This is a genomic window from Roseinatronobacter monicus (assembly GCF_006716865.1).
Taxonomy (GTDB): Bacteria; Pseudomonadota; Alphaproteobacteria; order Rhodobacterales; family Rhodobacteraceae; genus Roseinatronobacter; species Roseinatronobacter monicus.
Genome location: NZ_VFPT01000004.1, coordinates 159,440 through 173,606 on the forward strand (window position 1 = coordinate 159,440; position 14,167 = coordinate 173,606).

A 14,167-nucleotide genomic window follows, 5' to 3' on the forward strand; every position below is an offset into this window, starting at 1 on the left:
GATTGGATAGCGTTGATGCCGCATAAATTCAATGACGGCCGCCGGCACAAGTTCGAGAAGAAGCGGTACCGCATTACGAACTGGGCTGGCTATAACGAAAGCCTGCGTCGGCGGGGCGATGTAACAATTTGGCTAAGCCCCGAGGTTGAAGCTGCATGGCGTGCAGAGCGCCGCAAGACACGGGGTGGCCAGCCAGTTTATTCTGACCTGTCTATTGTGACCTGCCTGACACTTGGCATCGTTTACAACCAGCCGCTGCGCCAGACCGAAGGGTTTGTAGGCAGCCTTGTGAAGCTCATGGGGCTGGATTTGCTGGTGCCCGACTACTCGACCCTGTCACGTCGCGGGGCCGGTTTGATCTTGCCGATGAAAGCGCGCGCGTCGACGGATGGCCCGATTCATCTTGTCGTAGATAGCACGGGCCTGAAGATATTTGGCGAAGGCGAGTGGCTGGAAAACAAGCACAAAACAAAGGCCAAACGCAAATCCTGGCGCAAGCTGCATCTTGGGCTGGACCTTGTCACCGGCGAAATTGCCTGCTCTGAACTGACCACCGATGATGTGGGTGATCCGACCGCCTTGCCAGAGCTTCTGGATCAGATTGACGGGGACGTGACACGCTTCATCGCCGACGGCGCCTATGACGGCGACCCGACCAGCGACTTGCTCGTGAAGCTGTTTGGGGTTGATGTCGAGATCACTATTCCGCCTCCCAAGACTGCAGTTCTCAGCGCCGAGGCTGTGGGCAATCCAACGCTGCGCGACCAGCGCATTGCCGCAATACGCACAGGCGGGCGTATGGCCTGGCAGGTGAGCAGCGGATACAATCAGCGCAGCCGCGGTGAAACACAAATGGGTCGCTGGAAGATAGTCATCGGCCCCAAACTGAAAGCGCGCAGCTTTCCCAACCAGAAAACAGAAGCCAAGATCGGCACCCACATTCTGAACAAGATGACCGAACTTGGCCGTGCCAAGTTCGAAGTCGTCGCTTGACCAAATGAGCGGGTAAGGGCAAACTCAAACCATCATAGGTCCGTGCAACAAGGCCATGCCGCTGGATCCGAGTTGAACTGGATGGCCGGTGCCATGCTCGACATCGTCGGTGTGCTTCTGCTCTCGATCCTCGGCGGGTTGGCCGCCTTCATCCTCGTGGCTTCCCGCCTGATGATCGCGCTCCTGATCGGGATCGCTCCGGTGATGATCTTCCTGACCCTGTTCGAGGTGACCAAGGATTACTTTGCGCGCTGGCTCTCCGCGCTGATCTCGTTTGCGCTCTATCCCATCGTCATCGCGGGAGTCTTCGCGACGATCACCGGGGTTGCATCGGCTCTCATCGGCGAGCTTGGCGATCCTGAAGGCGCCTCCAACATCGGCGCGCTCATACCCTTCTTTATGATGGTCCTCATGGCCAAGGGCTTTATCATCGCAACACCCTTCATCGTCCGCGCGATCTCCGGCAACATCATGATGCCCGCCCTCTCCGGCGGTCTCGGCGGCGGATACAGCTTCGCCCGCGCCGCCATGGGAAGCCAGCAAGCCTACAACCGCTACCTGATCGGCGGGGCCAGTGGCGCAGAATACGCAGCCATCCGGGCGCGGCAGTTCTTTGGCGTGCAGCAAATGCCCGTGAGGCAAGGCATGGGGCAGACAGGCTCAGTTGGTGGGCCAAGCGCGCCAGGAACGGGGTCGCAGATGCTGGCACAGCTGGCGAGACTGGGACGGCTTGGGCGACGGTGACGGCCCTTTGCCGACGTTCAGCCTGTCGAACTGACGTCACCGAAGCGGTCATTCAGCAATCGTGGTAGGCACCTATGATGCTTGCGGTTTTCATAGAGTAATACCAATCAGCATTGATCAGAACTCTTGAGCCCAGTCGCGGGTTCCAATGGAGGTGATTGTGTCGGGCATGCTGACCAATTTGTTCCAAGCCTTGCAGCAATGATCTACGATGTCTTCATAGGTTTCGAAGATGAGGTTTGATAGCCAGTTGTCTCGCATGAATTGCCAGATGTTTTCGACTGGATTGAGTTCTGGGCATTTTGCGGGGATCGGGATGATGGTGATGTTGTCCGGAATGACCAGCTTGTCAGTCATGTGCCATGCGGCTTGATCCACGAGCACAGCCCCATGTGCTTTGGGTGCGACAGTTTGGGAGATTTCAGCAAGATGCAGGGCCATCGCTTCGGTATTGCACGCTGGCAGCACAAGACCTGCAGCTTTCCCGAGGGCTGGGCAAATCGCTCCAAAGATGTAGCTTGAACTCGTGCGCTGATCATGTGGGGCGGAAGGTCGCGTACCGCGCTTCGCCCATCGGCGCGTGATCTTGTTTTTCTGGCCGACACGCGCTTCATCTTGGAACCAGACTTCGATCACAGTGCCTTGCAGGAGCCGTGCGCGGAGCTTTGCTACTGCGGCTGCAAACCCTTTTTTTTAAAGTCCTCCAGTGCGGCTGTATCTTGCGCGTGATGGCGCGGGCGTGCTGTGAGTTTGACATAACCAAGCGCCCTGAGTTCCCGGCTTATCGACGTCTCGTGAAGTGAAATCCCAAATGTGTCTGCAATCCATTTCCTCAGATCACTCAGGCGCCAGCGGACGACCCCATGGACCGATAAGGTCGGACCGCTCTCAACAATTGCAGCAAGCGCCCTGCGCTGCTCATCGTTAAGCTTAGACTGCTGACCAGGAGCTTTGCCGTTGATCAAGCCGTCAGGCCCGCGGGCATTAAACCGCTCCACCCAGTCACGGACAATTTGTAGGCCAACACCACCAATCCGAGCAGCATCGCTGCGCCGACCGCCATCATAGATCTCCGCCAGCGCCAAAAGCCTGCGGGCTTGGTTGGCATCCTTTGTCTTTCGCGCAAGTTCTCTCAACTTCATGCCGTCGTAGTCTGTCCGTAACGCGAGCGCTGCGCCCATAGAGAGGCCCTCCCCAGAAAATCTGACGCCATTGAGTCAGATCTTCATAGATTTGGGAATCCCAAAACCCTCAGAAGAGTCAGATTTCGCGAGACTTGGTATAACTCGCCCGCCAGGGGCTGCACAACAAGACCGTCAGTCGCGCTCTTTCAATCCTTCCTCGCAGACCTGCGGGAGTTTGGCCTCCTCAATCTCGGCACGGGTCATCAGCTTCAGGTCAGCCCGATAGAAGGATGGACACGTATCGATCCAGCCACGCCAGGTCAGATCCATCCGTCGGGTTTCATCGCGGAAATCCAGATGGACCCCGTCCAAGATGGTATGGTTGCCGCCCTTCCCCGAGAGGCATCAAAGTGCCAACATGAGTGGTGTTATAGACCACAGAAATAGAGAAGGACGGCGAGATGTACGATACAATGATCGGGGTAGATTTGGCAAAGCGAGTTTTTCATCTGCACGTCGCGTCGATGACAGGGCATGTGAGAGATCGCAAGAAGCTGACGCCATTGCAGTTTCGGCGCTACATGGCGGACGCGCCGAATTGCGTTGTGGTCTTTGAAGCCTGTGGGAGCGCGCATTACTGGGCGCGGCAAATGATGGAGCTGGGCCACGAGGCGCGGATCATCCCGGCGCAGTACGTAAAGCCGTTTGTAAAACGCCATAAAAATGACCGGAATGACGCAGAGGCGATCGTGGTGGCGGCGCAGCGTCCCGAGATGCACTTCACGACGGTGAAGAGTGAACAGCAGCAGGCACGCGCGGTCGTATTTCGGGCGCGCGAACGACTTGTAAATCAGCGCACTGAGCTGGTGAACGCTTTGCGCTCAACGCTCTATGAATACGGGCACACATTCCCTGTGGGATTTGGCCATGTGAAACGGATCGCCGAACTGTTGGAGGCGCCTGAGTGCGACCTTCCTGCTCTTGTCGTAACGGAGTGCCAGGACCTGCTGGCGCAAATTGCTGAGAAGACAGAACGCATCACAGCGAAGGACAAGTTGATCAGGCAACTCGCGAAAGAAAGCGCCGTGGCGCGGCGTCTGCAAACGATGCCAGGGGTCGGCCCGATGACTGCGCTGGCGATGGAGGCGTTTGCGCCGGATATGGCGCAGTTCTCCTGCGGGCGGGATTTCGCGGCCTGGCTGGGGTTGGTGCCTTTGCAAAAATCAACTGGTGGCAAGAGCAGATTGGGCAAGTTATCCAAGATGGGCCAGGTCGATATCCGACGGCTTCTGATCATCGGGGCGATGTCGCGGATCATTGGTCGGGCGCGTCATACGATTCCAGATGACAGCTGGCTCGGCCGGAAAGTGGCCATGAAGCCGAAGATGCTGGTGGGCATCACGCTGGCGAACAAGATGGCTCGCCAGATTTGGGCGATGCTGACGAAGAATGAGGATTACAGAGATCCGGCGCTGGTGGGCGCGGCATGAGTGTCATGTCTTAACCTGCAAGCGTCGGTGCCAAGGGGAGTGTGAGAGTGCAATGACCTGAATGGGCGCAACGATCGAATAGATCTGGATTGGGAAAACCATAGTTGAACTTTGCGCCAAAAGCGCTTCCCCAAGATTTGGACCCTATCCGCTGATCACCATACCGGCCGCGGCTTCTGGAAACGCCGCTCAGAATAGGCCTGAAAGAAGCACGCAATCGATCACACGCTCAGAAACGGTCAAAAGACTCTTGCATCACGGGCGGCAACCAAAGAAGTTCAACGCGACCTCGACCTCGCGGCCATCGGTATAGCTGAAGCGCGCGACAGGCACCTCGGCGGGCAGGACAATGTGTTCCCGCCCCGCGGGGCTGAGGTTTTCCAGTTCCAGCAGCGCGCCACCCGACAAATGGCCGGGCAAGATCAGATAGGGATGGGCGCAATTGTAAAAGCGGTAGTCAAAGTCAGCCGGCAACCGCGGGTGGGTCTTGTCCTTCCACGCATCGTCATAGGTTCCGGCATGGTTCTGCCGCGCGGCCCACCAGGGGGCCATCGGGCCAAGCCCGGCTGGCCGGGGCGGCCGGGCGAAATCGTCATGCAGGGGATCGCGGCTGTTGAAGAGACGCGGGGCAGGAAAGTCCCGGTTCCTCGGGGTGACATCCGGATCAATCAGGCCCGGGCCGATGGGGTTGCGCGGATCGACCGTCCCCTCCGGATCGCCGATGATCCGCCCGCCGCTGGCCAGAGTGTAACAAACCGGAACGACATCTACCGGTTCCGGCTCGGACAGGATCCAGCTGTCTTGCACAGCGCGCCACTGGCGCGGTCCGGTCGCGCAAATCTCCACCCGACGCCCTGCGATGCTCAGGGCCGCAGAGATCGAGGCCAAGGGCTGCCCCTGTGGGGCATGGGCCGAACCGAGGAATGTGACATCCGTTCCGGGCTTGAAGGGCACCAGATCGGACAGCCGCACCAGAGGTGACTTCTGCGGATCACCCGCGAATTCATCGGCCAGAACGATCTGCTGGGTCTCGGCCAGTTCCAGCGCGCCACCCGGCCCGACCAGAAAGCTGCCCCGCACCGCAACCACCGCCATCGTCGGCCCGTCGCGGTGCCATTGTTCAAAGCCGATCGCGGAAAAGGGGGTGGCGTTGTCGGTCAGCATCAGACAAACGGGCTTTCGAAACGGTCCCAGGTCGTGCCGTCGAACCGGTTCAGCGCCTTTGCCTCCAGCGCCCAGAGAACTCCGTCTGCCACGTCCACCTGCCAGACCGGGACGGGATCGGCGGCGCCGGGCACCAATACCCTGGTCAATTGGCCATCTGTCAGCTTGTAAAGCCCGCCGGTCTTTTCCGACACATCGGCGATATAAAGGTCAGGGCCGAGGAAGGCCATTTTATAGGGATAGAACCGGCTTTCCGGCATCTGAAGCACAGGTGCAAAGCCCCGATTCCTGTCGCCCGCAAGAATGACCGATCCGCCCCTTGCACCGCAGACATAGACCGTGCCATCGGACGCGATGCGCGCGCTGGTCAGCGGGTTTTTCACACCGCTGTCGAGCTTGCTGATGCGCTGGCCGTCGAAATGCAGCATCCGACCATCGGGCCCGGCGAGATACAAGTTGTCATGCCCGGTGCCGGTGATCGTGTAGAAGGTGGCGGTGTATTCGTCATATATGTCGGAGATCCTAAGCTCCTCTTCGAACGGGAGATCTCTGAAAGAGATGTCTGGAGACAGCCCCCCGAGTTTTCTCTGTAGCTTGCTTATCGACATTGAAAACGCATCAGCCTTGAAGAATTCAGGGTCGAGGACGGTCCAGCCGGTGTCTGCGTCACGCCAGAAGAAATGACCGCCATCTCCGATGGCATAAAGCCGGTTGTTGATTACACCAATCGCGGCTCCACGGCTTCTTGCGTCCGGATAAGGCTGTTCCAGCCGAATGGGAAGATCATCGAATAGAACACCGCCAAGGCGATTAATCGCAGCAGCCTGAGGGCGCCCCCCGGGGCTCCACGCTGCGATATCCTCGCCGTGATCCTTTCCATCACTCACATGCCGCCACATGCCAGTCTTGCGATCAAAGGTATCAAAGCTGAAATCCCCGCCCGGCTCTGCCGGATGCCCGCGGCCATCGAAGGTTGCCAAAGTGGCGAAGCTGTCCGCGCTCAGCGCCGCCCCGGTGTAAAAGCTCAGCTTTTTCTTCTTTCTCATCTCATTTTCCTTTCGGCAGCATTACAATCGGTGCCCGGCTTGCAACAAATCTCTCGTTCCCTGTGGCAACGTCCGGTAGTCTATCACCGCGCGCAAGGCTTGATTGCCCGGCATACCAGCAAACTGCGCATCAATCGCGGCCGTTGCTGCAGGCAAGCAGTCTCGCTTGGCAGCTTTGATGCCGGCAAGCGAGGCTTTGCGAACATCTTCCCAAGTCGCCGTTCCGGGGAGGGCGGTGTTTGCTAGACCGGCTTCGGCTATCGCCAGATCAGTAACCCTATGCGCGGCATAGTGCTCTCCAGTACGATCCGTTGCGCGCGCATGCCCAGTCAAACAAATCGCCATCCCTTGCGCAAGTGTTGGCGCATTGGGCAGGCGGGTTGGATCGAGCGCAGAGAGGGCTGGGCGGGGCCCGGCGCGCAAGGTGAAATCAGGCACGATATGATGCGCCTGCCCTCCGCGTGCCGCGCATTTGCGCGACATTCGCGAATAGGGGCCAACTTCGCAGGGGTCATCCTTTTTGCGTTCCGTAATTTGCGGACCGGGCCCTGGCACCACTGGTGGTCCGGGTGGTCCAGGCTTTTTCTCAGGTTCTGGCTTCGGCCTAGCAAGAAGCTCATCCAGCTGCCGCTTGGCTTCTGCTTGTGCTTCTGGTGATGGAAGGCCCTGAAACTCCAGCTGTTGTTGCAACAAACCTTCGGCAATCTGCCGCGATTGTTCCAGCCCAAGCGCATCGCCGAGGTGGCGTTGCATCTGCGCCATTCCCTGCTGAAGGGCGAGCCCGGAAAGGCCCAATGACTCTGCCACGCTTGTCGCCCAGTTAAGCTGCCCGGTCGAAAGCCATTGAAACGGGTCTGCAAGATCAGAATTTTGGCCCGCAGGATTCGGGATCAGGGTCATGCCTATTGCACCGGTCAAACGACCCGCCAAGCTTGAAAGCCGACCGATACTTGGTGTCCGCGCTATACGATTATAGTTACTTATTGCATCGCGAATTTCAGCAATGGAAGGGTAGGGAATCCTGGCAGGACGAGGAATTGCGGCATCAACCATGCGCATCACCATCTTCCGGCAAGCTGCCTTGTTCGGAGGATTGTTTCAAAAACAACGCGACGGCAGGCGTGGCCTCAAAAGTTTCGGTGTTCAGAACATAGGTCAGTTTGCCGACGGTATTCTTGTTGTTCATGTACCATTCATCACCATTCATAATTGCGGGTTTCCCCTGGATATTGACGGATGAGGAATGCCCTTTGGGGTGGCAAGCCGCGCCCACGGTGCCCGAGACTACCCCCCCCGACGTTCCCGGCCCGTCGCCCTTGGTCGCGGTCACGACCGACCCCATGTTATGCGCGCGCTTGCCGGTCATGCGCACGGTTGCGGCGGTATTGGCGTCGTCTGACTGATAGGCGAAGACCGAATAGGGCACCGGAACCGTGCTGCTGCCAACCGGCGTCAGGCAGACATCGGGCGACAGCGAGATGATGATCCCGTCGCCAATATCGCGGCTACCTTCCTTGGGGGTGCTCATCGTTGTGCCCTCAGTTCAGATCAATGATTTTGCCGTTGATCTGGACATGGCCAGAGGCGGCAAAGTTGAACTTGGTGCCGATGATCGTGACATTGCCGTCGCTATCCATCACGAACTTGGATTTGCCGACGTTGATGATGAACTCCTTGCCGACATGCACGGTCATCGTGTGGCCCACACTGGTGTTCTTGTAGGCGCCGATCTGCTCGGTGCGCGCAAGGCCGATGGTGTCCGAGACGAGCTTCTCGACCATGGTTGTCTTGATGCCCGACATCGGCATGACCGAAGACAGCAGGGATCCAAGGGTCGACCCGGCAGAGCTTTGCGCCGCCCCGGCTTCGCGCCGGTTCCCGCCCGCCCCGGAGAATCCGGCATTGCCGCCCAGCGTGGCGACTTCGGCGGCGGCCCCTGCTGCGGCCAGAGCCCCGACGAACTTCGAGATGATCGGATTACCGACCGCTTCTGACCCAGCCAATGCGTCCTGACCACCGGCCGCCGCCACCGCGCCCAGCAGGCCGAACAGGCCCAGGGGGCCGCCGCCGACCGACAGGTTCATACTGCCGCCGATCTTCTCCTGATGATTGCTTCCTACTTCGATGGCTTTATTGCTGCCGACGCTTTCGATCTGATCATTGTCGATACGTTTCATTCGGTTGTTGAGAACCTTCAGCGTCTGGTCTTTTTGCGCGTGCAGGGCGATGTTTTCGCGCCCGGCCTCATCCTCGAAGCTGAGCTCGTTGAATCCGCTGCCTTTATGGGTATCGGAGCGGATCACCATTTTGGTCTTGTGTTCGGGCAGTTTGTAAGGAGGGCGGTTGCGGGCGTTGTAGGTACGGCCGGTGATGATGGGTTGGTCGGCATCCCCGTCGAAGAAATCCACGATGACTTCCTGGCCAATGCGCGGGATGGCCATATGGCCCCAGCCGCCTCCGCCCCAGTTCTGGCTGACGCGGATCCAGCAGCTGGAGTGCTCGTCGGCAGGTGTGTGGCGATTCCATTCGAATTGGACCTTCACGCGGCCAAAATTGTCACAATAAATCTCTTCTCCGGGGGGGCCGGTGACCACGGCCATTTGCGGCCCGTCCACCACCGGTTTGCGCGGCACTGCGGGGCGATAGGGCAGATGTCCGGGCTTGGTGACGAAGCTGGCGGAATAGGTCGTGGGCGCGTCGCCTGCGTCTTCTTCCAGCGCGGCGGATTGCTGGCCCGAATGCGACACGGCCAGCAGCCGGTGGCGGCTATTGGCGCGCGGGTCAGTATGGGCGGCCAGCGTCATCTGGAAGGCTGCGTTCAAATGCAGGCAATTCGTCTCACCCGCGCCAGTGGTGGCATCGACCCGCTCAGCCTCGATCCTGTGGCGGGTGAAGCGGTTGCCCACGCTGGCGGGGTCTTTGTAGCGGCCCGGATAGGCGAAATGCTCGTAGCGCCCTTTCAGCCCGTCCAGCCGCTCGCCCACGGCCAGCGTGCCCATCCCGGCGGGGGGGTTGTGGAACGTGTAATCCTCCATCGCATAATGCGAGGCGCGCAGCCGCTCGGTCTGACTGAAGCGGCTGACCCAGACCCCGCGCGACTGCCCGCCGGGATTGGCATTATAGGCCAGCACCGGATCGGCGATCATCGGCATGGCCAGCGGCGCATCGGTCACGATCAGCTTATGGCCGTCGGGCGAATGGGCGAAGGCGTAGAAAATCCCTTCCTCGGCCAGAATGCGCTCCAGGAACGCGCGGTTGGTCTCGCCCGCCTGGGTCAGATATTCGCGCGGCAGATAGGTCTCAGCCAGCCGCCAATCCACATCCGTGACGCCCTGTTCGGACAGCAATTGCGCGGCCACTTCGGGCACGGTCATATCCTGCCAGATGCGCCAATCCGAGCCATGATCGAGCCGCGACAGGCTCGGGCGCAGCACCAGCGTATAAAAGGTGCGCCGGTACCCGCTATCGCCGCGCATGGCATCTGTGACAATCCCGTGGAAATGACGCGGGGCCTGGTATTTGCTATACAATCCCAGACAGGCCGGCGCATCCAGCAGGGCTGCCAGATCGATATCAGGGTCCAATGAGGCCAGATCCACAACGATCTCGAAGGGCGTGTTGATCGCCTCTTGCACCGAGAACCCCACAACCGTGAACCGCCCCGCCGCCGCTTCAAACCCGAAGGCCAGATCCTGATCCTGATCCAGAAACCGCTGCGCAAGGCTGGAAAGCTGCTCAAATAAGCTCATGAAATCTCCTCTATGCTGTCAATTTTAGCCGTCCGCGCCATCTGGGCTGACGAGTAATCAGGGGGCTCTGCAAAGGCCAGTGCCAGGCCGGAAGCGCCCGCACCTTCAGGCGCCATTTACGGTCCGCCGGAAATTGGAATTCCAACGCATGATCCTGTGTCACCGAGGCAGAAATTTTCGGCGGCGTCCCGGCGAGGGGCTGTGAAATGTCAATCTGCTCTTGCAGCCTGCTCTCACCAATCAATAACAGGCTCAGCTGCTCTTCGTGCAACACACCATGGGTGACGAAGGCCAGATATTCCTGCGCGTTGCCCAGCTGCCAAACTTGGTCGATGTAGCGTCCCGTTATGGGCAGATCGATGGCGGTCATCGTGCTGCGCAGGATCGCGGGCGTATCCTCATCCCCATCTGACTGATCCAGCCAGAAATTCGGCGTAACATCGCGCATCAAAACATCGCCCCCACGCCAAAGGCCGCGAGAGCTCCGCCCACAAACGCCCCGACAGTCACGCAAAGCGGCGCGCCCGGGCCACATAACAGCCCCGCCGCCGCGCCACCGGCGACCCCGCCGCCAATGCCAGCTCCCAAGAGCGCCCCTTCGCGCAGCGCGGCCTTTCCGGGGGCATCATCCACAACAACAGTATAGACCGAGATCGCCAGAGACACCACAATCACACCGCGACCGATCTGTGACCAGCGCGCGAGCATGGCGTTGACCTGCGGATTGGCACGACCCGCCGCTGCAACAATCTCGGCATGGACACGCGCCTGCTGTGCGGCATCAAGGCTTGTGAAGGATGCGCCCCGACCAAACAGGCGTTCACTATACCGCGCCAGCAATGTTTCGCGGGTCAGACCGTTACGCTTCATATATTCGGCCAAAGCCCGCCCGACAGGCGAGGTGCGCCCGCGCATCAACGACATGACATCATTACGCAGGGCTTGCGCCCGCTGCGCTGCTGCCTGCCAGCTCAATCGCCCTGCGATGGCGTCTTGCTCCAATGCGCGGGCAAGGCGTGTCACCTCTTGCTGATAAAGCCGCCGGACATGCGCATCGTTGACGGTCATGGCTGCCACGCCTGTGAAATCCGCACGCAGCGCCTCGATCACCCTGTCAAAGGCGTGGCGGTCATCGCGCGCACAGCTTGTTAAAGGGAGGGCACACCACAGAGATGTCATTTGCGGCCGCCTGTACGGTCGCGGTTATCCTGACGTTTGGGACGGAACGGGTTTGAGAAGCGAGCGTAGATGCGGGTTACGTATTTAAGGATATCTTCGGGCAGCCAGTATCGGGCGGGGCGGGCGTTGCGTTTGGTGGCGGCTACGGCAAGGGTCTCGGGGCGGGCGGCTTCAACGGGGCTTAACGCCTCGGGCTCGATCAGAGAGAACACCCCCTCACGCGCGACCACCGGATCAGGCTTGCGCCGCTCGGGGCTGCGGTCATCTGTGATCTCGAGTTTGAACATGGCGCGCTTCCAAATGCAGACGGGCCCGCAATATCCCATCTGGCAGGGATTGGGGCCGGTTTAAGTAAGATAATCCTTCAGCCCTGCCTGAAATACGGACAGGGCTGAAGGGGTACCCAGCCGCCCGTGTAATCGGGCGGCACTCGTTACAGACACTTTTGTGCCCCCGAGGCCGCGCAGTTGGGCTGCATGCCCGCGCGTGGCCCCGGGGCTAATGGATCAGGCCTGGATCGGATTGCGCCAGTCATCAGAGCCGGATGTGCCCGCGACCACATGATCCCACATGATCTTGCGGTAGGTCATCTTGACCTGCACAAGCTGGGTGTAATCCTTGGAGGTCATGTCCTTGCAATGTGGCATGTCGCAATTGATATCGACGATCAAAGCCTCTTCCAGCGCGGTGGTGAAGAAATGCACCTGCTCGGATGCCTGGGTGCGGTACCATTTCAGCTCGACCTTGGTGAGCAATTCGCCGGTGACCAGCGCGTTGTACAAAAGCGGCACCGATTTGTTCAGCGTGCAAGTAAAGGTAAAGGGCTGGTGGATGCGGGTGCCCGTGGGTGAGCCCGACTGCGGGTCGCGCGGTGTGATCACCGCATGTGAGAACGCCTGCACCATGATCTCGTCTTCATGGCCTGCTTGCCATTCATTGGTGATGGAATCAAATGTGGTCGCCCCTTGGGTGATCAGGCCCTGGGTTTCGCCTTCAATGGTCAGATACGCCGGCATTGGCATGGGAAGTCTCCTTATAAACACGCTACATCAGTCGCATCGCGGGTTTGGATGCACGCTGAGCCAAAACGGTCGTGCAGAAGTTTGAGCAAAATCAACAAAAATCTTCAAAAAAATGCACATCCTGTAAGCGGCTGTAATAAAACGATATTGCAAAACTTTCGACCGCTTGGTCGGGCGAAAATCCGCCCGATTTTGACCCCTCCGGGCGGATTTCCGCCCGCAGGTATTATGCTACCCCAAAAAACAGCCCAAAAAGGCGGTAGTTTAGCCATTGAACTATAGGGGGAATAGCACGAACACCGCTAGGTGATTCGAATCACTTCTAACAACTCTGCCTGGCGCACACATACCCCCGCCTCACAACAACCTGTCACGTTTGTGCCAATTCCTTAAGCTTTTTGCCGACTTCTGAGGCAAGCTCGCTGTCCCAGCTTGCGAGGGTCGGATCAGACAATACCTCCCCGATCTCGCCAAGCAAAAGTATGGCATGATTACGCAAACCAGACTTGGCGAGCTCCATTGCCAGATTCAGCTTGGCCAAAGCGCGGGCACGACCCAAACTCCTCTGCGGCAAGACATCCTCCAATATTGCTATCTTGCTCTCGAGGTCAGGCTCTCGCTCAATTTCAGCTTGCGCGACGTGGTTTTCGGGCGAGTCAACGCCAGCTTCAGGCCTTGCTTTGGTTGTGCTTTCTACTTGCGATGGTCGCAGCCAAGGCATTAACGGTTCGCCTACAACTGGTGTCCCATTGGCCCAGTGAAGCGTCAAAAGCTCCGGCAGCGCGGCGAGGCGATCACGCGCCGCTTGCGTGATCGCGGCGTCAACTTGCGAGTAGCCCAGGTTTTGGGCCATGCGGGCGGCGAGCTGATGGCCTTCGAACCAGTCAGGGCTGTTATACAAACGCTCTTCCAATCGCGCCAAGGCGGTATCGCTCGGACGTTCAGCATAGGCGCGGAACTCATCAACGATATTGGCGGGCATTGGCTGTTGGTCCAGATTACCCGCTTCATTGAGCTGCGGGATGATGCGAAACTCCAACCACGCGGCGTAGCGCCGCATTTCATAGGCCAGCGCGGCGTCAGGCTCGAAGCGGGTGATGCGCTCGGCCAAGGCACGCAGATCACGCCGCAGCTCGGCACGGCCACGCGCATCAAGATCACGGGTCAGAAGGGTAGGCTGCTCGTGAACCGTGACCGGCTTTGCACTCCGTTCGCGTTTCTGGGCGGTGTGGAGTGACGCAAGGAGGTCCTCAAGGGCCGCGACATCATGACCAGAGCTTTTCGCGGCCTTTGCCAGCAACTGCGCTTCGGTGACAAGGGCTGGGTCCAAGGCACGCTGCGCGGTAAAATTGTGCTCCAATGCGTCGTGAATAGCGGCAAGGATTTCAATTGCCCATTGCTGGCGGCGGCGGTTTGCCTTGGGGCCGGTTGGGTGCAAGCCAGGCCAGACCTCTGGCATGAAAGCCCGTCCCAGGCTCTTAATCGCTGTTATCAGGTCAGCATCCGAGCGGCTCTGCACTGCGACGAAAGCAAGACAGCGGAATGCCTGCAAATGCAGGCAGGCATCCAGAACGGCCTTCACATCTGCACGCATCTGCTTCCAGTCGATTGTATCGGCTGCAAGCGTGCCACGTTTCATCAACCCATCTTCCAGGC

Annotated in this window: 14 protein-coding genes and 1 pseudogene; 3 read left to right on the plus strand and 12 right to left on the minus strand. The window is 59.3% G+C overall.

The window, feature by feature from the left end; all coding sequences use genetic code 11:
- Positions 1 to 15 precede the first annotated feature (15 nt).
- Together BD293_RS20630 and BD293_RS20635 are read left to right on the plus strand one after the other, a co-directional pair.
- Entirely contained in the window at positions 16 to 993 is a 978-nt protein-coding gene (locus BD293_RS20630; RefSeq protein ID WP_142085547.1) for an IS5 family transposase, read from the plus strand.
- Between the two features lie 54 nt (positions 994 to 1,047).
- Positions 1,048 to 1,737: pseudogene (locus BD293_RS20635) on the plus strand (TrbL/VirB6 family protein); the annotation flags it as partial.
- A 117-nt stretch (positions 1,738 to 1,854) separates the two neighbouring features.
- Here BD293_RS20635 and BD293_RS20640 read toward each other — a convergent pair.
- Both BD293_RS20640 and BD293_RS20645 read right to left on the minus strand, forming a co-directional pair.
- Positions 1,855 to 2,918, minus strand: a protein-coding gene (locus tag BD293_RS20640; RefSeq protein WP_142079576.1) for an IS630 family transposase whose coding sequence is annotated in 2 segments (ribosomal slippage) — positions 1,855 to 2,430 and positions 2,433 to 2,918 — 1,062 coding nt in all. Because the reading frame shifts where the segments join, the coding sequence is not laid out codon by codon here.
- A gap of 135 nt (positions 2,919 to 3,053) precedes the next feature.
- On the minus strand, positions 3,054 to 3,233 hold the full coding sequence (locus BD293_RS20645; RefSeq protein WP_142085549.1) for a hypothetical protein: 180 nt from the start codon (positions 3,231 to 3,233) through the stop codon (positions 3,054 to 3,056).
- An 89-nt stretch (positions 3,234 to 3,322) separates the two neighbouring features.
- Here BD293_RS20645 and BD293_RS20650 point away from each other — a divergent pair, with 89 nt between their 5' ends.
- Positions 3,323 to 4,351: an IS110 family RNA-guided transposase gene (locus BD293_RS20650; RefSeq protein ID WP_142085525.1), complete on the plus strand. Its 1,029-nt coding sequence runs from the start codon at positions 3,323 to 3,325 to the stop codon at positions 4,349 to 4,351.
- 255 nt (positions 4,352 to 4,606) lie between these two features.
- Here the strand turns inward: BD293_RS20650 and BD293_RS20655 are convergent, their stop codons facing one another.
- From BD293_RS20655 to BD293_RS20700, 10 genes are all read right to left on the minus strand, one after another.
- Positions 4,607 to 5,515: a DUF2169 family type VI secretion system accessory protein gene (locus tag BD293_RS20655; protein ID WP_142085550.1), complete on the minus strand. Its 909-nt coding sequence runs from the start codon at positions 5,513 to 5,515 to the stop codon at positions 4,607 to 4,609.
- Positions 5,515 to 6,561 carry a hypothetical protein gene (locus tag BD293_RS20660; RefSeq protein WP_142085552.1) on the minus strand — a complete coding sequence of 349 codons (1,047 nt, stop codon included), beginning with the start codon at positions 6,559 to 6,561 and terminating at the stop codon, positions 5,515 to 5,517. The genes BD293_RS20655 and BD293_RS20660 overlap by 1 nt, the downstream gene beginning before the upstream one ends.
- 21 nt (positions 6,562 to 6,582) lie before the next feature.
- A complete protein-coding gene (locus BD293_RS20665) occupies positions 6,583 to 7,461 on the minus strand; it encodes a hypothetical protein (protein WP_142085554.1) in 879 nt (292 codons plus the stop codon).
- A gap of 145 nt (positions 7,462 to 7,606) precedes the next feature.
- Positions 7,607 to 8,089 carry a DUF4150 domain-containing protein gene (locus BD293_RS20670; RefSeq protein ID WP_142085556.1) on the minus strand — a complete coding sequence of 161 codons (483 nt, stop codon included), beginning with the start codon at positions 8,087 to 8,089 and terminating at the stop codon, positions 7,607 to 7,609.
- A 10-nt stretch (positions 8,090 to 8,099) separates the two neighbouring features.
- Positions 8,100 to 10,310 (minus strand): type VI secretion system Vgr family protein, encoded by a 2,211-nt coding sequence (locus BD293_RS20675; protein WP_142085558.1) that lies wholly within the window; start codon positions 10,308 to 10,310, stop codon positions 8,100 to 8,102.
- A 10-nt stretch (positions 10,311 to 10,320) separates the two neighbouring features.
- Positions 10,321 to 10,758 (minus strand): hypothetical protein, encoded by a 438-nt coding sequence (locus BD293_RS20680; RefSeq protein ID WP_170207267.1) that lies wholly within the window; start codon positions 10,756 to 10,758, stop codon positions 10,321 to 10,323.
- Positions 10,758 to 11,489, minus strand: coding sequence for a hypothetical protein (locus BD293_RS20685; protein ID WP_142085562.1), 732 nt, complete (start codon positions 11,487 to 11,489; stop codon positions 10,758 to 10,760). Before BD293_RS20685 ends, BD293_RS20680 begins: the two co-directional genes overlap by 1 nt.
- Positions 11,486 to 11,776: a hypothetical protein gene (locus BD293_RS20690; protein WP_142085564.1), complete on the minus strand. Its 291-nt coding sequence runs from the start codon at positions 11,774 to 11,776 to the stop codon at positions 11,486 to 11,488. Before BD293_RS20690 ends, BD293_RS20685 begins: the two co-directional genes overlap by 4 nt.
- A 219-nt stretch (positions 11,777 to 11,995) precedes the next feature.
- Entirely contained in the window at positions 11,996 to 12,511 is a 516-nt protein-coding gene (locus tag BD293_RS20695) for an Hcp family type VI secretion system effector (RefSeq protein WP_142079274.1), read from the minus strand.
- Positions 12,512 to 12,881: 370 nt separating this feature from the next.
- Positions 12,882 to 14,150, minus strand: a complete 1,269-nt coding sequence (locus BD293_RS20700) for a type VI secretion system domain-containing protein (RefSeq protein ID WP_170207268.1) — start codon at positions 14,148 to 14,150, stop codon at positions 12,882 to 12,884.
- Positions 14,151 to 14,167: the final 17 nt, after the last annotated feature.